Consider the following 22,525-nt stretch of genomic DNA (forward strand, 5'->3'; position numbering starts at 1 on the left):
GCGTCTCAGGCGGCGTGGGCCGTGTCGCCGTGGGCGGCGGGCAGCAGGAAGCGCACGGTCGTGCCCGCGTCGCGGCTGGTCTCCAGCGTGATGGTGCCGCCGTGCCGCTCGACGATGCGGCGGCACAAGGCGAGGCCGATGCCGGAGCCGGGCGTCACGCCGGGCCCGTGCAGGCGGCGGAAGACCTGGAAGGCTTCCTCGGCACGGGCGGGGTCGAAGCCGATGCCGTTGTCGGCCACCTCGATGCACCAGCGGTCGCCGTCGGGATGGGCGTCGACGGTCACCACCGGCGGCCGGTCGGGGTGGCGGAACTTCAGCGCGTTGCCGATCAGGGCGCGGAACACCTGCACGATCTGCGCGTCGAGCCCGTTCACCGCCGGGAGGGGCGCGGCAAGGCGGATCTCGGCGCCTTCCTCGGCGATGCTCTCGCGCAGGGGCTCCAGCGCCGCTTCCAGGGCGCGGTCGAGCTCGACGGTGCGGAAGCGTTCCTGGCGGGTGTCGGACCGGGCGTAGGCCATGAGGTCGTCGACGATCTGCCGCATGCGCCGCGCACCGCCGACGATATGATCGAGGTAGCTGCGGCTGTCGGGCTCCAGGCGGTCCTTGAGGTCGCGCTCCAGCAACTGGGCGAAGGACACGAGGATGCGCGTCGGCTCCTTCAGGTCGTGGGAGGCGAGGTGGGCGAAGCGTTCCAGTTCGGTGTTGGAGCGCGTGAGTTCCTCCACCGTGCGCACCAGGTCGGCTTCCATCTGCTTGCGCGCGCCGATGTCCTCGCAGACCGCCGCCACCCAGCGGATGCGTCCGTCGGGACCGAACAGCGGCGACAGGGTGGTCCGCCCCCACAGGGTGACGCCGTCCGGGCGCTTGAAGCGCACCTCCACATGGGCATGGTCGAGGGTGCCGCCGGCGACCTCGCAGAACGACAGCGAGAAGGCGGCGCGGTCGTCGGGATGCAGCACGTCGGGCCAGGCGAGGCCGGACAGGTCCTCCGGGCCGCGGCCCAGCATGGCGGCCAATCGGGCGTTGGTGCGGTGGAAGCGGCCGTCCGGCTCGGCATGGGCCATGCCGACGGCCGCCTGCTCGAAGGTGGCGCGGAAGCGTTCCTCGCTGTCGCGCAGCGCCTCGATCTGGGCGCGGCGCACACTCTCGATCTGGCCGACCATGTGCCGCGCCAAGGCCCAGATGAGGCCCGCCGTGGCTCCGATGAAGACCAGCCCCTTAACCGTCTGCGCCTGAGCCAGGGCATCGGGGTCGGTGATCACGGCATGGAGAATGCGGTCGGAGAAGACGATCCAGGCCGCCGCCAGCAGCAGGAAGATCACGGCGATACGCAATGGCGACAGGAGCGTGCGCACGGCGCGCAAGGGTCGCTGTTCGTGCATAGTCCCCGCTCCCCCAAGCGTCCACATCCCGTCGTTACGACGATGACTCGAAGTGGAGCCTCTGTCCAGCGAAGTCCGAAGGCGACTACTCTACCTGTAGTTTTCTCGCGCGGTTCAGGAAACGCAGGGACAGCAGCGCGGCGACGACCATGAGTCCGGACAACAGTCCCCACCAGATACCGATGCCGCCCAGATCCAGGCCGAAGGCCAACAGCACGCCGGCCGGCACGCCGACGGCCCAGAAGCCGGTGAGGGCGATGACCATGGGGCCGCGGGTGTCCTTCAGCCCGCGCAGGGCGCCGGAGGTGATGACCTGCGTCGCGTCGGCCAGCTGGAAGCAGGCGGCGACGGCGAGGAAGGAGACGGCGAGCGCCGCCACCGGCCCGCCGGCCGCCTCGTCGGTGAGGAACACGTCCACCAGCCAGTGCGGCAGGAACCAGAACACCGCTGCGGCGACGGACATGAAACCGAGCCCGCCGACCAGCGCCGCCTGCCACGCCCGCAGTACCGAGGCTGGATCGCCGCGCCCGACCGCGAGGCCCACCCGCACCGCCGCCGCCTGGGCCAGCCCGAGCGGCACCATGAAGGTCACCGACGCCAGCTGGATGGCGATCTGGTTGGCCGCCAGGGCGTCGGTGGAGATCAGGCCCATGAGCAGGGCGGCGGTGGCGAACATGCCCATCTCCATCACCATGGTCAGGCCGATGGGGAAGCCGATGCGCAGGATGGCGAAGAAGCTCGCCCAGTCCGGCCGCCACAGCCGGGCCAGCGGCCGCAGCAGGCGCACCCGGCGCGCCCGCGTCACGTGGACGAACAGCACCAGCGCCTGCAGCGCCGCGACGATGGAGGTGGCGAGGCCGGCGCCGGCCAGTTCCATGCGCGGTGCGCCCCAGTGGCCGAACATCAGGGCGTAGTTGAGCACCACGTTGACGCCGATGGCGGCGATGCTGACGGCCAGCACCATGCTCGTGCGCCCGAAGGCGGCGAGCAGCGACCGGTTGACCATGCACCACAGGATGGGGATGAGCGCGAAGCTGACCCAGAACAGGTAGATGCCGGCATCGGCCGCCGGCCCTGCCGGCTGCTCCAGGGCGAGCAGGATGGACTCGGCGTTCCACAGCAGCGCCATGCCGGGCAGGCCGATGGCGACGGCCACCCACAGGCCCTGGCGATAGGCTCGCCGCGCCTCGCGCGGGTCACGCCGGCCGAGCGCCTGGGCGACCAGCGGCGACACGGCCGCCGTCACGCCCACGCCCATGAGCAGGGCGGCGAAGAACAGGTTGAGGCCGAGCGACCCCGCCGCCAGGGCTTCCGGGCCGAGGTGGCCCATCATCATGACGTCGGTGGTCTCGAGCGCGATCTGCGCCAACTGGGTCAGGGCCAGCGGCAGCCCGAGGCGAAGGGTCTCCTTCAGCTCTCCGCGCCAGGCGGGGGTCGGCATGGGGGCCTCGTGATGCGGCGGATTGGACGACGGGCTCTATCCTGCCCGCCCGACCTTGTCAAAGGCCGTTGCGGCACCACCGAGCGGGCCGCCCTGGCGCGACCGCCACACGAAAAACCGCCCGGCGGCTGGCGCGGGCGGCGGCGGTTAAGCGGGTTGTCGCACTTCTATATATGGAGGGGGCGCCCGTCGCAGTGTCGCAGGGGGGAATGGTGAGGGGGAAAGACTCCACCGCGACGGGCGCAAGGCCTTGTGGGCCGTGAAGCAACTGTAGGAGGGGGGCGGGCCCTTCGCCACCGCGCAAGCGGGTTACGGATGCTCACCAAACGACGCAGGGCCTCGGCCGGAATGCCGCAGCGGTCGAGTCGGGCGCCCGTTCGGTGCGCAGGCGACTCGGACGGCGTGCGGGGCGACCGAGTCGGTCGGACATGTGCGGTCGGAAGCGGTGCAGGAGCAGGCATGTTCGCATCCAACGTACGACCAAGGTCTTGCCCTGCTCTACCTTCGTCGCGCCACCCCGTCGCAGCACGAGCATCCGAAGATGTCGCCGATGCGCGTCCAATGTCGTACGGAAACTTCTCATATGTAAAAGAAATACCCGAAGGCCCGCGTCTTCCTGGTTTTCATGGCTTTGACGCACTGATACATTTTTTACCGCAGTGACGATTGCCCCGTATCACGCCGGGCGAAATGCCGGTCTGCCGTGACCATGAAGACGACAGGGTCTTGTGGTGACGGGCCGGCCGAGGTCCGGCAAAGACCATCCTGCGGATATGCCTTCCGGCATAACTTTTTTCGCGATCGTACACTTTGGATGGATCTTTTCGGGGCGTGGGGCGTTCCCAACGTCGTGTGTCGATCAACCGGGTGGTGTGCCCGTGCGGAGCAGGAAACAACCTCTTCGGACAACACCCCTCACAAAAGGAACGAGACGCACGCAGTCCGGCCCTGCCGATCTTTGGGATGACCCAGGGTCGGACGAGCGGTGGGAATGTCCTCTGGGTTTTCGTCGGTCGGTCGGTTCGGCCTCACCGTCGGAACAGGCAACACTGTGGCCCTATGATGGGAGGTACCCCGGAAGGGGGTCACAGATAAGACACAAGAATGCCTGTTCCGTTTGGCCAGAATCTCCCTACCATACGCTCGTCGGGGAACGAGGGGACTACTATCGCGACTTGGGGATAACTTTAATCTGACTTTGGGGGTCACGATGGAAAAAGACACGATCAAGACCGTTATCGTCGAGAGCAATTCGTTTTTCCGTGAAGGGCTGAAGAGCATCCTGCGCGACAGCCGTTTCCAGATCGCCTTCGAGGCGGAACGGGCCGAAGACGCCCTGCCGCACCTGCAGGCCGAAAAGCCCGACCTGGTCATCGTCGAGCTTCCCGCCGGCGCCGAAAGCGTCCCGGAGGAGTTCCAGGCCATCCGCGAGGCGGTGCCCGATGCGCGCATCGTCGCCCTGGTGGGGCAGCAGTGCCCCATGCTGATGACCGACTGCCTGATGCAGGACATCGACGGCTTCCTGATCAAGACCATGAAGCCCAACGTGCTGCTGCAGTCGCTGGCGCTGATCGCCGAGGGCGAGCGCGTCTACCCGGCCAATCTGGTCGCCCGGCTTCTGCGCGGCGGTGCGCAGTCCATGGTCATGATGCCCGGCAGCCAGGAACAGTACAACCTGACGGCCCGTGAGATGGACATCCTCCATCTGCTGGTCGCCGGCGAGCCCAACAAGGTCATCGCCCGCCGTCTCAGCATCACGGAAGCGACGGTGAAGGTGCACCTGCGCAGCCTGCTGAAGAAGATCAACGCCGCCAACCGCACCCAGGCCGCGATCTGGGCACTGCACCACGGCTTCGCCAATACCGGCGCCGCGGCGGCCGCCACCGCGTAACTGCGCGGTCGACAGCCGACCACTACACCGCCGAAGGGCACCGTCGCAGAAGCGCCGGTGCCCTTCGCTTTTGGCGGGCGGACGATCGAGTGGTGGGACGGATCACGCCGCGTGGTGCGGCGGCTCGGCCTTCAGCCAGGTGCCGGCGGCGCGCAGGCCCTTGTGGGCGAGGTGCGGCACCAGCAGGCGCGGCGGCATGCGCAGCAGGTGGCCGCGCAGGTGCAGCAGCCGCGCGGCGGTGCCGGTCCAGACGGTGCGGCAGCCGTCGAGATCGGGGCGCAGGGCGTGGTCGAACAGGCGGTCGGTCAGGGTGCCGCGCCGCCGGCCGGCGTCCTTGCAGGCGCGCGCCAGCACGTAATCGGGCACCGGCGTGCCGAACAGCCGCCGGCAGTGCACCAGCGCCATCACCAGCTCGGTACTGAGGCCGAGGTTGCGGGCGCGCAGGGCGAGCAGTTCCCACCACGAGGGCGTCGTGCCCTCGCCGCGCATCAGGCGGTCCATGTCCGACAGGTCGCGCAGCCCGTGGGGAAACTCGGTGTCGGTGAACAAGTGGGCGGCACTGTGCAGCACCATGTCGGCCGGCATGGGCACCAGCGCCCGGCCGCCCATGACCCGCCGTCCGGCCGCCCGCACCATACCTTCGTCGACGGTCCGCCGCGACACCGGCGCGGCGAGGGTGTGGTGGACGTCGAGCACCGACTGCCGCTCCACGTGCACCAGCGGCGGCAGCTGGTGCATCCAGCGGTGATAATAGAGGAAATCGTAGGGCTCGACGCGCCCGGTGGTCCAGCCGGCGCGGCGCAGCACGTGCTCCACGTCGGTCAGCGACTCGCGCGGGACCATGAGGTCGATGTCGCCGAACAGGCGGCCGTCGGCCGCCGCCACGCCGCCAGCGGCATAGGCGGCGCCCTTCAGCAGCATGGGCGCGACGCCGGTGGGGGCGAGGGCGTCGAGCACCCGCTCCACTTCGGTCATCACGTCTGCGCGGTGGCGGGCGGCGGCCAGCAGGGCGGCGTCGAGGTGGCGGCGCGGCCCGGCGGGCACGGCGTCGAAGTGGCCTGCCGCCTCGATGCAGACGGCGATGCGCGCCAGCAGCCGGGTCGCCCGCGCCGCCGGGATCACCGCCTCCCACTCGCCGAGGCCGAGGCGGCCGACCGTGTCGGCGGGTTTGGCGATGAGGTCGCAGATCAGGGCGCGCACGTCGGTCATGCCGCCGCCTCCGCCGTGGTGGTGTCGGCGGTCGCGTCGGCCATGCGCTCGATGGCGGCGACGGCGCGGTCGAGGTCGCCGTGGGCGAGGGTGAAGCACCCGCAACCGCCCACCAGGTCGGCGATCAGGTCGAAGTCGCGGCGGCCGCGCAGGCCCCATTCGAAGCACTGCTCCAGCACGCCCATCATGGCACGGCCCGGGGCGTCCGGCCGCAGCGTGTCGTCGCCGCCGGGCGTGTAGCGCGGGGTGACGAGCCAGCGCGCCCGTGCCGGCCGCCGCCGCATCGCCACACTGGCCGCCGGCGGCCGCATGAGCGTCACCGGCCCCTTGTGCGCCGTCGGCACCGTGGCGGCGAAGCGCGCCTGCGGGTCGAGCCGGCGCAACAGGCGCGGCATGTCGTTCTTCAGGCTCACCGGCCGGGGCAGGGGGTGCAGCAGGCCGTCGTCCACGCCGACCACGGCGAACTCGTCGGACAACAGCCGCCACCGCCCGGTCGCCACCAGGGCGGCGGCGAGCGTGCTCTTGCCCGAGCCGGAGGGGGCGGGGAGGATCAGCGCGTCGTCGCCGCGCGCCACCACGGCGGCGTGGAACATCTTGTGCCCGAGGCCGTGGTTGGCGAGGTGCAGGTTGAGCGCCCATTCGAACAGCAGCGGCGCGAAGGCGGGCGCTTGCGTCTCGAAGGTGGGCTGGCCGTCGATCAGGCACTGCACGCGGCGGTGCGGTGCGTGGCGCAGCGCCCAGACCGGGCGCAGGTCGCAGGTGACGTCGGTGAACTGGTCGGTGCCGGCCAGCGGCCAGTTGCCGTAGAGCAGGCGGAAGGTCTCAGCGAAACCGGCCAACGGGCTGCGCACCCGCGCCACCATGGGCCCGAGGTCCAGCCGGACCCCCGGCCCGCGCAGCCGGGCGCGCAGGTCGGCGGTGGGCAGCGCGTCTACGGTGAGGGGGGCGGCGGGACGATCAGCTGGCACCGGGACAGCGTCTCCAGGGAGGCGGCGAGGGAGGGGGCGACCTGCGGCGGCGGCAGGTCGGCGGCATCGGCCAGCCAGGCGGTCAGGGCCTCGGCGGTGCGTGCGCCGCCCTCGGCCAGTTCGGCAAAGACGGCGGCCGGCAGGCCCTCCAGGTGGTGCACGGCGCCGGTGCGCATCTGGTAGACGACGGTCTCGCCGGGCCAGCAGCGCCAGGCGATCTCGCCGCGATCCACCAGATCCACCGGGCCGGACACGGCGTCCGCCTCAGGCCATGGTGGTCGACAGGTAGGCGACGGCTTCGCTGTAGCTCCACCGCTTGCCGGCCACCGGCTCCCCGGCATAGAGGGCCAGCACGTCGGAGGTGCTGAGCGGGTAGTCCATGTAGCCCCGATTGCCGGTGTCGCGGTTCAGGGCGTTCAGGTAGCCGGCGGCGAAGACCTGCTCGCCGACGGATCCGCCGCCCAGCACCTCGTCCAGGGTCAGCGACGGGCCGCCGCCGAAGGCCTGCGAGAAGGTGCCGAGGAACAGCACGGTGCCGTCGGTGGCGGTGTAGAGCAGCGAGCCGGTCTGCAGCGCCAGGGCGGCCACCGTCAGTTCCTGGATCTCCGGAACCGGCTTCTTCGACCCGCCGCCCTTGCCCGGCTTGCCGGCGCGGGTGCCGAGCAGGCCGGTGGCGTCGTCGGTGGTGAAGGTGGTCGACGTGGCGGTGAGGCCGTAGGTCTCGCTCGCCTGCGCCAGCTTCATCTGCTCGGTCTGGAGCATGAGGTTGTAGGTCTCGAGCCAACGCGCGGCGCTCGGCCCTTCCTCGCAGGTGCCGTTCGCCAGCGCCCGCTGGTAGGACGACCCGGCGAAGCCCGCCGCTTCCACCGACACCTGGGTGGCGGCCGAGAAGCAGGCGACCTGCGCCCAGGCCGGCCGGGCCATCAGGGTGGTGACGGCGGGAATGCCGATCATGCCGGCGCGCAGCATGGCGCGGCGCGAGGCCGCCATGCGGTCGCCCGCCGGCGGTTCACCGGGGACTCCGCCGCGCGGCGCCTCGGGGGTCGGAGACTGTTCGTTCAGGTCCATGATCGCCCCATCGGATGGTCGTTGCAGGTCCGGGCGCAGCCGGCTCGGTCGGTACGATCAAGGCTACCGGTACGGGCATCGCCACCCAAGGACGCTTCCGGCTTAAAGGCTTGGAGAAGCGGGGGCCGCATCTCGGCAGAGCCGTTACGCCTTTCGACCGTGCCGGGCCTGCGGCAGTGGCGCATAGCGGCCGGGCGCGAGGATTCCCGCGGGGTCCAGCGTCGCCTTGAGGCGCGTCACCACCTGCCAGAACGGGTCGGCCGGGTAGATCATCAGGTCCATGTTGCCGATGTCGATGCGATAGGGCGTGAAGCCGTCGTCGCGGTAGCGCGCGTTCAGCGCCCTTATGCAGGCGTGCGCCCGCCGAACGTCGTCCGAATCGGTGCGGCGGAAGTCGATGCTGACGACGCCTTCCAGCGTGCGGCCGTTCATCAGGTTCAGGGTGATGGCGGGCGAGAAGCCGTGCGCCGCCCCCACCTCCGCCGTCGCCGCCAGCATGGCCCGCACTGCGTCGCCCTCCAGCGGCACGATGGGCGCGGCGAAGACGATGCCCCCTTCGCCGGTGTCGGGGTCGTGCGGCGTCGGCTCGTCGCCGCCCGCCGGCCACCAGGTGGAATGCAGGGCGGCGTCGGTCGGGATGCCCTCGGTCAGGCCCATGAGCGGCTCGATCCCGGCCAGGAAGGCCTGGGTACGGCGCATGCGCAGGGCGGCGGCGACGGATCCGGCGGTGCGGCGCAGGCGCGGCGTCATGAAGCGCAGCCGCCCGAAGGGGCCGAGCACCGCCTTCACCCGCCGGCGGGCCGCCGCCACGTGGCCGACGCTGCCCATTATGGCGCCGATGGCGCTCCACGGCCCGCGCAACTGCCCGTCGACGATGGCCGAGGCCTCCGCCCGCGTCGCCGGCAGGCCGAGGCCGGGAAGCTCGCGCTGGACCAGGGGGGTGAGGGTGATCTCGCTGCGCCGCCGGTTGCCGACGTGGACGACGCTTTCCAGCGTCCCTTCCTGGCGCAGTTCGCGCAGGGCGTCGAACAGGCCGGGCAGGGCGTCCTCGTCGCGCACCGACAGGATGAGCGTCGACAGCGCCTCCGGCCGCCGCAGCAGGGCGACGGTGGCGCGGGTGACGACGCCGAGGTTCGACTGCACGAACAGCTCCCGCAGGTCGGGGCCGATGCCGTGGGAGAACAGGCGGCCGACGCGGCTGCCGGGGTAATGGCCGAAGCCGGTCTCCACCACGGTGCCGTCGGCCAGCACGACGGTGAGCGCGATGAGCGTGTCGGCCCGCGTGGTGTTGTAGGCGACGCCGCGCTCCAGCGTGTTGCCGACCACCGAGGTCTCGGCGCCCGAGCCGGTGACGTCGAGGAAGAAGGGGCTGGCGGCCTCGGCCAGGGCGCGGGCCAGCTGGCCCTGGGTGACGCCCGGCTCCAGGGTGGCGGTGCCGAAGGTGTGGTCGATGTCGACGATGCGGTCCATGGCCGACAGGTCGACCACGACGCCGCCGTCCATCACCGGCAGGCGGGAGCCGAGGCCCCAGTTGCGGCCGCGGCTCACTGGATAGACTGGGACGCCGTGGGCGGCTGCGGCCTTCAGCACCGCCTGCACATGTTCCGTCCGACCCGGTCGCAGGGCGAGCGGGACGGTGCGGCTGTGGCCGCTGGCCGAGGTGCGATAGGCGGCGAGCGCCGCTTCGTCGCTCAGCACCCGGTCGGGCCCGAGGGCTTCGGTGACGGCGGCGGCGAAGGCGTCGAGGTCCATGGCGTCACCCGACCTGGCGGCCGATCCACGGGCCGACGGTATTGGCGACGGGCAGCGGCAGCCGCTTCCAGGCGGCGATGACGCGGGCGTACTTGGGATTGTTGGGGTTCACGTCGGGCATGGCCTGGCCGTCGGCGAGGCGGAACTCGTGCAGCACCGGGCGCGGCTCGAAGCCCCAGTTCTTCTTGAAGGCGAAGGGGCCGGTGCCCGTCTTGCTGCGGCCGAAGTCGAACACCCGATAGCCGTGCTCCGCCGCCTCGCGCATGAGCCGCCAGTACATGAGATCGGCGGCGCCGGTGCCGCGCGCCACCGGGTCGGCGCCGGTGTAGAAGGGCATGACGCGGTCGCGGAAATAGAAGTTGAGCACCGAACTGACCGGCCGCCCCTGGTCGAACACCGTGAGCACATCGCAGTCGTCGCCGAAGACGTCCTTCAGGTGCCGGAAGTAGTCGCGGCCGAACACAGGCGTGCCGAGGTTGCGCATGCCGAGCGCGAACAGGCTCCAGCACAGGTCGACGTCGTCGTCCCGCCGCCAGCCGAGGTCGGCGGAGGTGAGCGCCTTGCGCACCACCGCCCGCTGCTTGCGCGGGATCTGCTTCAGGCAGGCGTCCTCGTCGGCCTCGATGGCGCGGTCGAAGGTGGCGTAGAGGCCGTCCTTCTTCGGCCAGGTGGCGTGCGGCCGCACGGGGTCGCGGATCTCGATGTAGGCGGCGCGGGTGTTGCGCAGGAGCGCATCGGCCGCGGCGTCCAGCGCGGCGGCGGCGGCGTCCTCGGCCACCACCGCGCCGCCCGCCACGCCCCAGCCGGTGGAGACGAGGCGGGTGCCGAACAGGCGGCTCCTCACCAGCACCAGCGGCAGGATGCCGCAGATGGCGCCGCCGCGCTCGGCCATGAGGAAGTGGCACGACTGGCGGAAGCTGCGCTCGATGACGGTCTTCCAGCCGGCGCGGTGGAAGAAGGTGGCGTCGGGGCAGGCGTCCACGAACGCGTCCCAGCGCTCGGCGGCGGCGGTTCCGTCGCCCAGCTCCGTGACCGTGTACGACAGCATCGCGAGGCTCCTCCGTGGCGGCGGACGGGACTCACGAGGCTGCGGCGCACTCCGGTTCGGCGCGGCCTTCCGCGCATTCCGGGATGGCGCGGTCCATGCGGTCCCACGCGAAGTCGCGCAGCAGGCGGACGAGGCGTCCTTCGGTGCGCGACAGGTTCAGGTAGTGCCGGAACGCCGACTTGCGCGACAGGCCGGACACGCGGGGCTGGCCGGGATCGACCTCCCACGGGTGGCAGTAGAACACGGCCGGCCGCCCGTCGTGGCGGTTCACCCGGCGCACGCCGGCGCGGAAAAGGGAGTAGGGCAGAAGACGGAAGAATCCGCCGCCGGCGCACGGCAGGTTGCGGCCGCCCATGCGCACGGTCGTCATGGGCACCTCCACCACCGGCAGGTCGGCGCGCGGGCGGAAGGAGAAGCGCGGCGCGTCGGGCATGCCGTAGAGGTCGTGGCGGATGGGGTTGACGCTGGAGGAATAGGCGAAGCCCTCCGCCGCCAGCACCTCCCACGCCCACGGCGTGTCGGCGCCGACCGAGAAGGTGGCGGCGCGGTAGCCGCGCACCGCGACGCCGCCGACGTCTTCCAGGATCGCCTTGGACCGGCGCAGGTCGGCGGCGAAGGCGGCCGGCGTCTGCTCGCGCACCAGGCGGTGCTCCAGGCCGTGGCTCGCCAGCTCGTGCCCCTCGCCGACGATGCGCCGCACCAGCAGCGGCGCCCGCTCCGCCACCCAGCCGAGGGTGAAGAAGGTGGCGCGCACGCCGGCCTCGGCGAAACGGTCGAGCAGGCGGTGGGTATTGGCCTCGACGCGGCGCTCCTGGCCGTCCCAGTCGCGGCGATCGATGCGGTCGGCGAAGGCCTGGACCTGGAACCAGTCCTCGACGTCCACCGACAGGGCGTTGACGACGCGGCCCGTCATGACGGCGTCCGCGGCCGCATGCCGTCGATGAAGTCCTCCAGGTGTTCGGACAGGGTGGTCAGGGTGCGGCGGAACACGCGGTCGTGGCGGCGGGCGCGTTCCTCCAGGGCGCTCAGGCGGCCTTCCAGGCCTTCGAGCAGGGTGACGATGTCGCCGTCGACCGCCGGCGCGAGGTGGCCGTGGCCGTTGCCGTTGCGCGGCACCAGGGCGCGGCGGGCGGCGCCCTCGCGGTCGAGGACGGACTCGCCCTCGGCCTCCATGTCCTCGGCCACTTCGTCCACCGCCTGGGCGTCGATGAGGGTCCGGTCCTCCAGGCAGCCGAACAGCAGGATGCGCGAACACAGCACGTTCACGCGCCGCGGCACGCCGCCGGTGTGGCGGTGGATGGCGTCGAACACGTCGGCGGTGAACTCGGGATTGCGCTGCCAGCCCACCGCCTTCATGCGGTAGAGGATGTAGCCCTCGATCTCGGTGGCGTCGATGGGGCCGAGGTGGCACGAGGCGATGACGCGCTGGCGCAGCTGTTCCAGGTTGCTGCCGGCGAGCGTGGTGCGGAACTGCGGCTGGCCGACCAGCAGGGTCTGCAGGGCGGGCGCCCCCTCCACCGACAGGTTGGAGAGCATGCGCAGTTCCTCCAGCGCCTCGAACGGCAGGTTCTGGCACTCGTCGGCCACCAGCAGGCAGCGCTGGCCGGCGCGCTGCCGCTCCGCCAGGAAGTCGCCGAGGATGGTGAGAAGCTCCGCCTTGCCGGCGTCGCGCGGGTACTGCACGCCGAAGGCGGTGGCGACCATGCGCAGGGTATCGTCGGCGCCCAGCTGCGAGGTGACGATCTTCGCCGAGCGGAACCGTGCCGGATCCAGCGTGTCGAGCAGGTGGCCGACCAGGGTGGTCTTGCCGGCGCCCACGTCGCCCGTGACGATGACGAAGCCTTCGCCCTGGGCGATGCCGTAGGTCAGGTAGCTCTTGACCCGGTTGTGGACGGTGGACCCGAAGAAGAAGCTCGGGTCCGGAGTCAACTGGAACGGATGGCCGGTGAGGCCGTAGTGCTCGACGAACATCGGTGACACCTCTCAAAGGTCGAGGGCGGTGAACCGGTGTCCTGCGGGTCGGCTGCCGGGCCGTCAGAACTGGGCGGAGAGCCTCGCGACGATGGAGTTCTCGCTGGAGGTATCCGAGCCGTCCTCGCGCCGCAGGTGGCTGTAGGACAGCGAGCCCGAAAGGTCTTCCGACACTTGCTGGGTGAGGCCGACGGTGCCGCGCAGGGTATCCACCTCGTCGGTGCGGCCGGTGCCGCCGACGCCGGTGGTGCGGGTGCCGCCGGTGGCCGTGTCGCCCAGCGTATAGCCGACTTGCAGGACGCCGCTGGTGGTCGGCGTCAGGTTGTGGTCAACGGACGCAAGAAACTGCAGGGTGCTGTCGTCGCCGCCTCCGGTTCCGTTGAACTCGCGCACGGCCCACGAGCCGGACAGGCCGTAGGTGGTGCGCTCGTACCGGTGCGTGAACCTCACCGAAAGAGTCTTGCGGCGGAAAGAATCGTTGGTCAGATCCTCCTCCAGAGGGAGGCAGAAGGGATCCGATGGATCGGCGCACTGCGCCTCGATGAGGGCCTGCTGCTGCGTCACCACGTCCATGGTGTAGCTGGCGGTCAGGTTGGTGCGCGAGGTGATGTCCCAGCCGAGGGAGCCGGTGTAGTACGGGTCGTCGTAGCGGCGGCCGACCTCGAACTGGGCGTCCAGGTTGGGCGACGGGTTGAAGCGCAGGCCGGCGGTCAGGAAGGGCGCGTTGACGTCGTCTTCCTCGGCGTCGAGCCGCGACACGCCCTTGGTCTCGTAGAACTGGATGTCGTCGTAGCCGGTGGAGACGAGGATGCCGAGTTCCGGGCTGACGCGGTATTCGGTGCCGAGGTCGACGGTGCGGCGCTCCTCGCGCAGCTCGCCCTCGTTGTAGTAGTTGCCGAACAGGGTGGCGAGGTCCCACCGCAGGCGGCCGAACTGCTCGCCGCTGACGAGGCCGGCGTTCAGCTCGTGGCCGATGCTGTCCGACGGCCGCGACGAGTCGCCGGCGTCGCCCACGTCGGTCTCGAAGAAGGCCGAGCCCGACAGGCGGTAGCCGAGGCTGGCGTCGGCGAAGTCGCCGAGGTGGTGGCGCCACGTCGGGCCGAGGGCGAAAGTCCAGATGCCGGTCTGGCCGGAGGCGGCGGTGCGTTCGGTCGCCGTCGCCTGGCCGAGGCCGACGCTGCGCTGGGTGAGCGCGGTCGCGGCGTCGAGGAACAGGTGGTCCTCCACCGCCTCGTAGGTGCCGTTGCCCGCCAGGTTGTGGCGCACGCCGCTGAGGTCGTCGTTGTCGAGGTAGTGGTCGTAGCCGAGCCGGTAGGCGGCGTTGGCCTTGGTGTGCGCGGCGTCCACCGTCACCCCGACGCCGACGTTCAGGGTGGTGATGAAGTCGGAGTCGTCGTTGCCCCGGCCGGTGGTGCCGACGCCGCCGACATTGTCGGTGAACTCTTCCGAGATGGCGGCGGTGGCGGTCACGTCGACCGGGCGCTGAACGGCGTCGCGCCCTGCCGCCGCCGGCGCGGCTTCGGCCGCGGCGGCGGGGCCGGTGACCCCGGGCGGGGTGGGCGGGGTCGCCGTCCCTTGCGCCAGCGCGGCAGGCACCGGCAGGGCGGCCGCGGCGGCGAGGAGGGCGAGGGACGAAACGGCTGGGACCGAGGCGATGGGAGTCTTTCGGCAGCGGGTCACGATCACGCACCCCACCGCAGGGCCGGGCAGGCGACGAAAAGACGAGCGACCATAAATGAAACCCCCAAAGTGTCTCGGCTCCAAGACACTCTACTGTCAGAACCAGGTCTGGGGAACAATGATTATGTCGCCGGGCAGCAGGTCCACGTTGGCCGAGATGTCGCCCCGTTCGAGCAGGTCGTCGATTCGCACCCGGTACTGCTTGCGGCCCTCTTCGGGAAGCTCGCGGACCAGCACGGCACGATTGCCGGCGGCGTAGTCGGTCAGGCCGCCGACGGCGATCATGGCGTCGAGCACGGTCATCTGGTCGCGGTAGGGCAGGGCCTGCGGCTGGGTCGCCTCGCCGACGATGCGCACCTGCTGGTCGAACGGCCCGGAGAAGCCGGTGACGATCACGGTCACGCTCGGGCTCTGCACGTATTCACTGAGGGTGCCTTCGATGTCTTCCGCCAGTTCCGGCGGAGTCTTGCCGGCCGCCACCAGTTCCGACACCAGCGGGATGGAGATGCGCCCGTCGGGCCGCACCGGCACTGCGGCCGAAAGATCGGGGTTGCGCCAGACGAAGATCTGCAGGCTGTCGCCCGGCCCGATCACGTAGGTCGGACGCTCGTTCGCCGCGGGAACTTCCGGCGCATCCGCATAGGACGAGCAGGCCCCGAGAGCCAGGACGACGGCGGCTGCCGCGGCCTTGAAGAGAGAGGAGAAGCGTGTCATCGCACCATTCCCTTTTGAATTTCCGCGTCATTATCGACGACGATTTCATGGGGCGCAACCGGCCCCTAAAGACGTAGTCTGTCAGATTAAAAGTATTGCCTAGTCTCCGTGTTGACCGGACTACGCCGCCGGGGGGATTGGCAGAATGGTGCCGGCCGGCTTTACATAGCGCTGGGCGCGCCGTTACGTCGGCGTCACGGCAATGCGCGTCCCCGTGGGCAACTCGCCGCCCGCGAGCCCCCTGAACCCTCAATCGGACGGGACGCGCATGAAAGACGCTCTCTCGCAGCTCATGTGGTACATCCCGGCGTTGTGGCGCCGGCGGTGGCAGATCCTGGGCGTCGCCTGGCTGGTCTGTGCGGCGGGATGGGCGGCGGTCGCCTTCATTCCCGACCAGTACAGGGTCCAGTCCAAGGTCCACATCGACACCGAAAGCCTGCTGCGGCCGCTGCTGCGGGGCCTCGCGGTGGATGTCGACCCGCTGCAGCAGATCGACCTCATGCAGCGCACGCTGGTCAGCCGCAGCAACCTCGAGCGCGTCGCCCGCATGACCGACCTCGACCTCGGCACCCGCAGCGAAGAGGACATGGCGCGGCTCATCACAACGCTCCAGGAGAAGATCGCCCTGGAAGCGGACAAGATGAACATCTTCACCATTTCCTACGAGGACCGTGACCCGCAGGTGGCCTACAAGGTCGTGCAGGCGCTGCTCAGCATCTACATGGAGAGCAACGCCGGCACCACGCGGCGCGAGTTCGACTCCGCCCGCGCCTTCCTCGACGACCAGGTGCGCCGCTACGAGCGGCAGATGCGCGAGGCCGAGGCCCGCCTCAACGCCTTCAAGCAGGACAACCTCGGCTACCTGCCCGGCAACACCACCTTCGTCGACCACATGAACCGCACGCGCACCGACCTGGACGACCTGGAAAACCAGCTCGCCGAGGCCGAGGCGCGCAGCGAGGAACTGCGCCGCCAGCTCGCCGACCTGCCCCAGTGGGTGGAGGTGGCGAACACCGCCGGCCCGCCGACGGGGCTCGAGGTGCGCATCCTCGAACTGCAGCAGCGCCTCGACGACATGCTGATGCGCTACACGCCGAAGCACCCCGACGTCGTCGCCGTGAAGGCGCTGCTCGAAAGCCTGCATGTGGAAATGGCGCAGGCGGGCGGCATTCCGGGCGGTCCGCCGGGCGTGGCGGGGCCGCCGGTGGTGCCCGCCGCCATGGCGACCGGCGACGTGCCGCCCGAGGTGGCCGAGGCCGCCGAGGAGGAGGTGACGGTGGTCGACGCCGCGCCGCTCGCCGCCAACCGCCTGCCCAACCAGATCTACCACAGCGTCAAGGTGTCGCTGGTCGACGCCGAGTCGCAGGTGGCCGCCCTGCGCAGCGCCGTCGAGCGTAAGCGCGGCGACCTCGAACGCCTGCGCGGCGAGGTCAACCGCATGCCGGAGATACAGGCCCAACTCGACCGCCTGAACCGCGACTACAGCCTGGCCCGCGCCGGCTACGAGGAATTCCTCAAGCGCCGCGAGACCGCCAACATCTCGGAAAGCCGCGAGGTCAACGCCGACAAGGTGCAGTTCCGCGTCATCGATCCGCCGCAGGTGCCCGTGCTGCCGACCGGCATCAAGCGCCCGCTGCTGCTGTCGGTGGTGTTCGTCGTCGGCCTGGCCGGTGCGCTCGCCATCGCGGTGCTGCTGGTCAGCCTGCAGAGCAACTTCGTCTCCACCACGCGGCTGTCGCAGATCGTCGGCCTGCCGGTGCTCGGCAGCGTGTCCATGGTGCGCCACGAGTCGGCGGCCCAGCGCATGCTGCGGCTGTCGTCCTTCGGCGGCGTCGCCAGCGCGCTGATCGCGGTGTTCGTCGGCCTCATGGTCGTCGAGCTGCAGGTCGGCCTGCCCAACGCCGTGCCGGCCGACGTGAAGGAAACCGTCGCCGGCAAGATGAAGACGCTGGTCGAGACGATCCAGTAAGCGCCCGCAGAGGCCCGTCCACCCGTTCCAGGGGATCCGTCCGCATGACATCCGTGATCGACACCACCGCCTCCGGCCACGACGACCCCCGCAAGGCGCGGCGCGTCTCGCTGGTGGAACGGGCCGCCCAGCGCCTCGGCGGCGATGCGCCGCAGCCCGAACTGGCGGGGGCCGGAGCCGCCGTGGCCGAGCGGCCGGCGCCGGCCGCGCCGCCGCCGCCCCAGCAGCAGCACCCGCATCCGCACCACCACTCGCCGCGCCCGGCGCCGCGGCCGAGCCCGGCGGCCGACGCCGTCAGCCACGGCGGCCCCGCCGGCGGCGGCCGGGTGGACATCGACCTCGACCGCCTGCAGGCCGGCGGCATGGTGACGCCGCGCGGCGAGCGGTCGTCCATCGCCGAGGAATTCCGCATGATCAAGCGGCCGCTGCTGCAGGCGGCCTTCACCTACCGCCCGGGGCAGGTGCGCAAGGAAAACCTCATCATGGTGACCAGCGCCCTGCCGAGCGAGGGCAAGAGCTTCACGGCCGTCAACCTCGCCATGAGCATCGCCAAGGAGCGCGACGTGCACGTGCTGCTGGTCGACGCCGACCTCAGCCGCCCCAACGTCGGCGCCATGCTCGGCATTTCGGCGGAACGCGGGCTGACCGACCTGCTGGAAGACCCGAGCCTGTCGGTGCCGGACGTGCTGATGCGCACCAACGTACCCAACCTGTCCATCATCCTGGCCGGCAAGCCGCACCCCATGGGCACGGAGCTGCTCGCCAGCCAGCGCGCCACGGCGATCATTCGCGAGATGGCCGAACGCTACAAGGACCGCGTCATCATCTTCGACAGCGCGCCGACGCTCGTCAGCGCCGAAGGCACGGCGCTCAGCCCGCACGTCGGCCAGGTGCTGCTCATCGTGGAGGCGGAGCGCACCACGGAACTCGAGGTCAAGGGCGCGCTCGACGTGCTGCACGCCTGCGAGAACGTGCAACTGGTGCTCAACAAGGTGCGCACCCGCTTCGGCGTGCACAGCAAGGGCGTCTACGACGGCTACTACTATTACGGCTGAGCCCGCCCGGGCCGGTCGAGGAGGCAGCATCGTGACCATGGGCAAGCCGGCCGTTCAGGCCGGAGCGGCGGGCGTATCCGCCATGACGGCCCCTTCCGGCGCGGCGGGCCAGGGGTGGCCGGCGGCGGTGGTGGCGGTGGCGGTCGGCGTCGTCGTGCTGCTCGGCATGTTTTCGGGCACCGTCGTCGCCACCGTCTCCACCTGGTGGAACACCGGGTCCTACAACCATGGCCTTCTCGTGGTGCCCGTCGTGCTGCTGCTGGTGTGGGAGCGGCGCGCAGCCCTCGCCCGCGTGGCGCCGCGGCCGAGCCCCTTCGGCCTGCTGGCCGTCGCCGTCGCCTCGCTCCTCTGGACGCTGGGCTCGGCGGTGGCGGCGCTGATCGTCGAGCAGGCGGCGCTGGTCGGCATGATCTGGGGGCTGGTGATCGCCGTCATCGGCTGGCGCGCCGCCTGGCAGATCGCCTTCCCGCTGGCGTGGCTGGTGTTCGCCGTGCCCTTCGGCGATTTCCTGGTGGTCCACCTGCAGGACGTGACGGCCTGGATGACCGTCGGCCTGCTGCGCCTGAGCGGCGTGCCGGTGTTCAGCGACGGCGTGCTGCTGCAGACCGCCTTCGGCTCCTTCGAGGTGGCGGAGGCCTGCTCGGGCCTGCGCTTCCTCACCGCCTGCCTCGCCTTCGGCACCCTGTTCGCGTGGCAGGTCTACGCCGACTGGAAGCGGCGCCTGCTGTTCGTGATCGCCTCCGCCGTGGTGCCGGTGATCGCCAACGGGGTGCGCGCCTACGGCATCGTCATGCTGACCGACATGGTCGGCCCGTCGGTGGCGCGCGACGTCGACCACGTGGTCTACGGCTGGCTGTTCTTCTCGGTGGTCATGGCCCTGATGGCCGGCGTCGGCCTGCTGTTCCGCCAGCCGCCGCCGACCGCCCTGCCGGACTTCGTCGGCCCCGGCCGCGGCGGCACGGGAACGGTCGCGGCCGCCGTGGTGCTGGCGCTCGGCGTCGGTGCGGTGCTGCCGGGCTGGCTCGCCCTCGGCACCATCCGCGACGCCCATGCCGCCGGCGGCCGCATCGCCGTGCCGCTCGCCCTCGGGGTTCCCGCCGGCTGGGACGACGCCCCGCCGCGGGCCTGGCAGCCCGCCTTCGCCGGCGCCGCCAGCGTCCTGCACGAGGGTTTCGCCGCCCCCGGAGCCCGGCTGGAGCGCATCGCCGCCTGGTTCCCCAACCAGGAGCAGGGGCGCGAGGTGGTCAACCGCCAGCACGACCTGCTCGGGCCGGGCTGGCAGCGGCTGTCCTCGGCCCGCGTGGCGCTGACCGTCGACGGCCAGCCGGTGGAGGCCCTGGAACTGCGCCTCACCGGCCCCGAGGGCGCCCGCCGCGTCGTGTGGAGCTGGTACTGGGTCGACGGCGCCTTCACCGGCGACGATCGCCTCGCCAAGCTGCTGCAGGCGCGCGCCCTGCTGTTCGGACGCTCCGACGCCGGTGCCCTGCTGGCCGTGTCCGCCGAATACGCCGACCCGCTGGAGGAACCGGCGACGCTGGGCGCCCTGCGCGCCTTCGTGGTCGGCCAGCAGGACCTGTCCCGCCGCCTCGCCGACGCCGCCGAGGGCCTGCCGGCCCTGGCCGCCCGTCCCTGACCGAAGGAGAGCGCCCGCATGTGCGGCATCGTCGGACTCTATCATCCCACCGCCGACCGGCCGGTCGACCGCGCCCTGCTGCATGCCATGAACGAGACGCAGCATCACCGCGGCCCCGACGGCGGCGGCCTGTACGCCGAGGACGGCGTCGGGCTGGGTCACCGGCGGCTGTCCATCATCGACGTCGGCGGCGGCGCGCAGCCGCTGTTCAACGAGGACGGCTCGGTGGTGGTGGTCTACAACGGCGAGATCTACAACTTCGCGGACCTGTTCGACGAGCTGAAGGCGCGCGGCCACGTCTTCCGCACCCACTGCGACACCGAAGCCATCGTCCACGCCTGGGAGGAATGGGGCGAGGACTGCGTCACCCGCTTCCGCGGCATGTTCGCCTTCGCCCTGTGGGACGGCACCCGCCAGAGCCTGTTCCTCGCCCGCGACCGCCTCGGCATCAAGCCGCTGCACTACGCCGAACTGCCCGGCGGCGGGCTCGTCTTCGGGTCGGAGCTGAAGAGCCTGCTGCGCCACCCGCAGGTGTCGCGCGCGATCGACCCGGCGGCGGTGGAGGACTACTTCGCCTACGGCTACGTGCCCGATCCGCGCACCGTCTACGCCGCCGTCCGCAAGCTGGAACCCGGCCACACGCTGCTGGTGCGGCGCGGCGAAGGCCGCGGCGTGTTGCGGCCGCGGCGCTACTGGGACATCCGCTTCACCCAGGACGGCCCGCGCGATATGGACGACGCGGCGGAGGAACTGCGCGCCCGCCTGGCGGAGGCCGTACGCATTCGTATGGTTGCCGAGGTGCCGCTCGGGGCCTTCCTGTCGGGGGGCGTCGATTCCAGCGGCGTGGTCGCCATGATGGCGCGCCAGTCGCCCGACCCCGTGGACACCTGCTCCATCGGCTTCGGCCAGACGGACTACGACGAAACCGTCTACGCCGGAAGGGTCGCCGAGCGCTATGGAACACGCCACCGCACCAAACGGGTGGAGGCCGACGACTTCGACCTGATCGACGCGCTGGCCGCCATGTACGACGAGCCCTTCGCCGACAGTTCCGCCCTTCCCACCTACCGCGTCTGCCAGCTGGCGCGGGAGACCGTCACCGTGGCGCTCTCGGGCGACGGCGGCGACGAGGCCTTCGCCGGCTACACCCGCTACCGCTGGCTGGCCGACGAGGAACGCCTGCGCGGGCTGCTGCCGCGCGGCCTGCGGCGGCCGGTGTTCGGCACGCTCGGGTCGTTGTGCCCGGAGCCGCGCGCCCGCCAGACCCTGCAGGCGCTCGCCCGCGACACCGGCGAGAGCTATTTCCACACCGTCTGCGTCCTGCCCGACGGCCTGCGGCGGCGGCTGTTCAGTCCGAGCATGCGGGCGCGCCTCGGTGGCCATCACGCCAGCGACGTGCTGCGCCGGCACATCGAGGCCGCACCGGCCGACGACACCATCGGCCGCATCCAGTACGCCGACCTGAAGACCTATCTGGCCGGCGACATCCTCACCAAGGTCGACCGCACCTCCATGGCCGTGGCGCTGGAGGTGCGGGTGCCGCTGCTCGACCACCCCTTCCTCGAATGGGCCTGCTCGCTGCCGCCGGACCTGAAGCTCTCGGGGCGCGAGGGCAAGGCGGTGTTCAAGAAGGCGCTGGAGCCGCTGGTGCCGCACGACGTGCTGTATCGCCGCAAGATGGGCTTCGCCGTGCCGCTGGCGGCGTGGTTCCGCGGCCCCTTGCGGGAGCGCGTCAAGGCGGCGGTGACCGGGCCGGTGCTGGCCGACTGCGGCCTGTTCGACCAGGCCTTCCTCGCCCGCCTCGCCGACGAGCATGCGGCGGGAACGGCCGACCATGCGCCGGCCCTTTGGAGCGTGCTCATGTTCGAAGCCTTCCTGCGGCGGTCCGAGGGCCTGCGCCTGGACGAGCCGGCGCAGCCCCTGGCGGTGCCGGCATGAGACTGGCCGCCGCCCTGCTGCCGCCGCTGCTGGCGACGACACCAGCCGCCGCCGCGCCCGATGCCGGCGATCTGCGGTCGCTGATCGCGCAGGTGGCACCGGCGGTGGTGGCGCTCGGCACCTACGAGGAATTCCGCAGCCCGCCCATTGCCCTGCGCGGCACCGGCTTCGCCGTCGACGACGGCCGGCTGGTGGTCACCAATGCCCACGTGCTGCCGCGCCTCGACGATCTGGCGGCGCGCGAGAAGCTGGCGGTGGTGCTCGGCAAGGGCAAGATGGTGGAACTGCTGTTCCCCGTCGCCGAGTGCCGCGACGAGGGCCGCGATCTGCTCGTCCTGCGCCTCGCCAAGGCCAACCGCATTCCGGCTGCCCTGACGCTGGCACCCGAGCTGCCCGTCGCGCCGGGCATGCCGGTCGCCTTCACCGGCTTCCCGCTCACCGGCTCCATCGGCCTGGTCCCGGTGACCCACCGCGGCATGGTCTCGGCCGTGTCGCCCGCCGCCGTGCCGGCCGCCGAGGCCGGAACGCTGGATGCCCGCACCGTCGCCCGCCTGCGCGACAACTTCGACATCTACCAGCTGGACGCCACGGCCTATCCCGGCAACAGCGGCAGCCCGCTGTACGAGACCGCGGGCGGGCGCGTCGTCGGCATCCTCAACAGCGTCTACGTGAAGAGCACCAAGGAAAGCGCCCTCACCGATCCGAGCGGCATCACCTACGCCATCCCGGTCGCCCGCCTCCAGCCGCTGCTCGCCCGGGCGCGGGCGGGCGAGTGCGAGCCCATCCCCGACTGATCGATCCGCCCC

At 71.3% G+C, this 22,525-nt stretch carries 18 protein-coding genes; 6 read left to right on the forward strand and 12 right to left on the reverse strand.

What is annotated here, in order from left to right; translation table 11 throughout:
• Window positions 1-5: 5 nt before the first annotated feature.
• Window positions 6-1,382 carry a sensor histidine kinase gene (locus CRP50_RS03365; protein ID WP_176525003.1) on the reverse strand — a complete coding sequence of 459 codons (1,377 nt, stop codon included), beginning with the start codon at window positions 1,380-1,382 and terminating at the stop codon, window positions 6-8.
• A gap of 85 nt (window positions 1,383-1,467) precedes the next feature.
• Complete coding sequence (locus CRP50_RS03370) at window positions 1,468-2,823, reverse strand: MATE family efflux transporter (RefSeq protein WP_097277547.1); 1,356 nt, start codon at window positions 2,821-2,823, stop codon at window positions 1,468-1,470.
• A gap of 1,210 nt (window positions 2,824-4,033) precedes the next feature.
• On the opposite strand from CRP50_RS03370, the gene CRP50_RS03375 reads away from it, so the two are divergent.
• Entirely contained in the window at window positions 4,034-4,714 is a 681-nt protein-coding gene (locus tag CRP50_RS03375; protein WP_097277548.1) for a LuxR C-terminal-related transcriptional regulator, read from the forward strand.
• A 102-nt stretch (window positions 4,715-4,816) separates the two neighbouring features.
• On the opposite strand, the gene CRP50_RS03380 is transcribed toward CRP50_RS03375, so the two are convergent.
• From CRP50_RS03380 to CRP50_RS03425, 10 genes are all read right to left on the reverse strand, one after another.
• Window positions 4,817-5,923, reverse strand: a complete 1,107-nt coding sequence (locus CRP50_RS03380; protein ID WP_097277549.1) for a nucleotidyltransferase family protein — start codon at window positions 5,921-5,923, stop codon at window positions 4,817-4,819.
• On the reverse strand, window positions 5,920-6,891 hold the full coding sequence (locus CRP50_RS03385; RefSeq protein ID WP_141415057.1) for an HprK-related kinase A: 972 nt from the start codon (window positions 6,889-6,891) through the stop codon (window positions 5,920-5,922). The genes CRP50_RS03380 and CRP50_RS03385 overlap by 4 nt, the downstream gene beginning before the upstream one ends.
• Window positions 6,855-7,145 (reverse strand): HPr-rel-A system PqqD family peptide chaperone, encoded by a 291-nt coding sequence (locus CRP50_RS03390; RefSeq protein ID WP_176525004.1) that lies wholly within the window; start codon window positions 7,143-7,145, stop codon window positions 6,855-6,857. Before CRP50_RS03390 ends, CRP50_RS03385 begins: the two co-directional genes overlap by 37 nt.
• 10 nt (window positions 7,146-7,155) lie before the next feature.
• Window positions 7,156-7,959, reverse strand: a complete 804-nt coding sequence (locus tag CRP50_RS03395) for a hypothetical protein (RefSeq protein ID WP_097277552.1) — start codon at window positions 7,957-7,959, stop codon at window positions 7,156-7,158.
• A gap of 144 nt (window positions 7,960-8,103) precedes the next feature.
• A complete protein-coding gene (locus tag CRP50_RS03400) occupies window positions 8,104-9,711 on the reverse strand; it encodes an FAD-binding oxidoreductase (protein ID WP_097277553.1) in 1,608 nt (535 codons plus the stop codon).
• A gap of 4 nt (window positions 9,712-9,715) precedes the next feature.
• Window positions 9,716-10,759 (reverse strand): FemAB family XrtA/PEP-CTERM system-associated protein, encoded by a 1,044-nt coding sequence (locus tag CRP50_RS03405; RefSeq protein ID WP_097277554.1) that lies wholly within the window; start codon window positions 10,757-10,759, stop codon window positions 9,716-9,718.
• Between the two features lie 31 nt (window positions 10,760-10,790).
• A complete protein-coding gene (locus tag CRP50_RS03410; RefSeq protein ID WP_097277555.1) occupies window positions 10,791-11,672 on the reverse strand; it encodes an XrtA system polysaccharide deacetylase in 882 nt (293 codons plus the stop codon).
• Entirely contained in the window at window positions 11,669-12,730 is a 1,062-nt protein-coding gene (locus tag CRP50_RS03415; RefSeq protein WP_097277556.1) for an XrtA/PEP-CTERM system-associated ATPase, read from the reverse strand. Before CRP50_RS03415 ends, CRP50_RS03410 begins: the two co-directional genes overlap by 4 nt.
• Before the next feature lie 63 nt (window positions 12,731-12,793).
• Window positions 12,794-14,410, reverse strand: a complete 1,617-nt coding sequence (locus CRP50_RS03420) for a TIGR03016 family PEP-CTERM system-associated outer membrane protein (RefSeq protein ID WP_176525005.1) — start codon at window positions 14,408-14,410, stop codon at window positions 12,794-12,796.
• Window positions 14,411-14,506: 96 nt separating this feature from the next.
• Complete coding sequence (locus CRP50_RS03425; protein WP_097277558.1) at window positions 14,507-15,124, reverse strand: XrtA/PEP-CTERM system exopolysaccharide export protein; 618 nt, start codon at window positions 15,122-15,124, stop codon at window positions 14,507-14,509.
• Between the two features lie 268 nt (window positions 15,125-15,392).
• On the opposite strand from CRP50_RS03425, the gene CRP50_RS03430 reads away from it, so the two are divergent.
• Genes CRP50_RS03430 through CRP50_RS03450 form a run of 5 tightly spaced genes read left to right on the forward strand, consistent with a single transcriptional unit; the run spans window position 15,393 to window position 22,513 of the window.
• Window positions 15,393-17,093 carry an XrtA system polysaccharide chain length determinant gene (locus CRP50_RS03430; protein WP_176525006.1) on the forward strand — a complete coding sequence of 567 codons (1,701 nt, stop codon included), beginning with the start codon at window positions 15,393-15,395 and terminating at the stop codon, window positions 17,091-17,093.
• 44 nt (window positions 17,094-17,137) lie between these two features.
• Window positions 17,138-18,148 carry an XrtA-associated tyrosine autokinase gene (locus CRP50_RS03435; protein ID WP_097277560.1) on the forward strand — a complete coding sequence of 337 codons (1,011 nt, stop codon included), beginning with the start codon at window positions 17,138-17,140 and terminating at the stop codon, window positions 18,146-18,148.
• 37 nt (window positions 18,149-18,185) lie between these two features.
• Window positions 18,186-19,781, forward strand: a complete 1,596-nt coding sequence (xrtA, locus tag CRP50_RS03440; protein ID WP_245913361.1) for an exosortase A — start codon at window positions 18,186-18,188, stop codon at window positions 19,779-19,781.
• An 18-nt stretch (window positions 19,782-19,799) separates the two neighbouring features.
• Complete coding sequence (locus CRP50_RS03445) at window positions 19,800-21,719, forward strand: XrtA/PEP-CTERM system amidotransferase (protein ID WP_097277562.1); 1,920 nt, start codon at window positions 19,800-19,802, stop codon at window positions 21,717-21,719.
• Window positions 21,716-22,513: a S1 family peptidase gene (locus CRP50_RS03450; RefSeq protein ID WP_097277563.1), complete on the forward strand. Its 798-nt coding sequence runs from the start codon at window positions 21,716-21,718 to the stop codon at window positions 22,511-22,513. The genes CRP50_RS03445 and CRP50_RS03450 overlap by 4 nt, the downstream gene beginning before the upstream one ends.
• Window positions 22,514-22,525 lie beyond the last annotated feature (12 nt).

It is taken from the genome of Caenispirillum bisanense, from assembly GCF_900230255.1.
Taxonomy (GTDB): domain Bacteria; phylum Pseudomonadota; class Alphaproteobacteria; order Rhodospirillales; family Rhodospirillaceae; genus Caenispirillum; species Caenispirillum bisanense_A.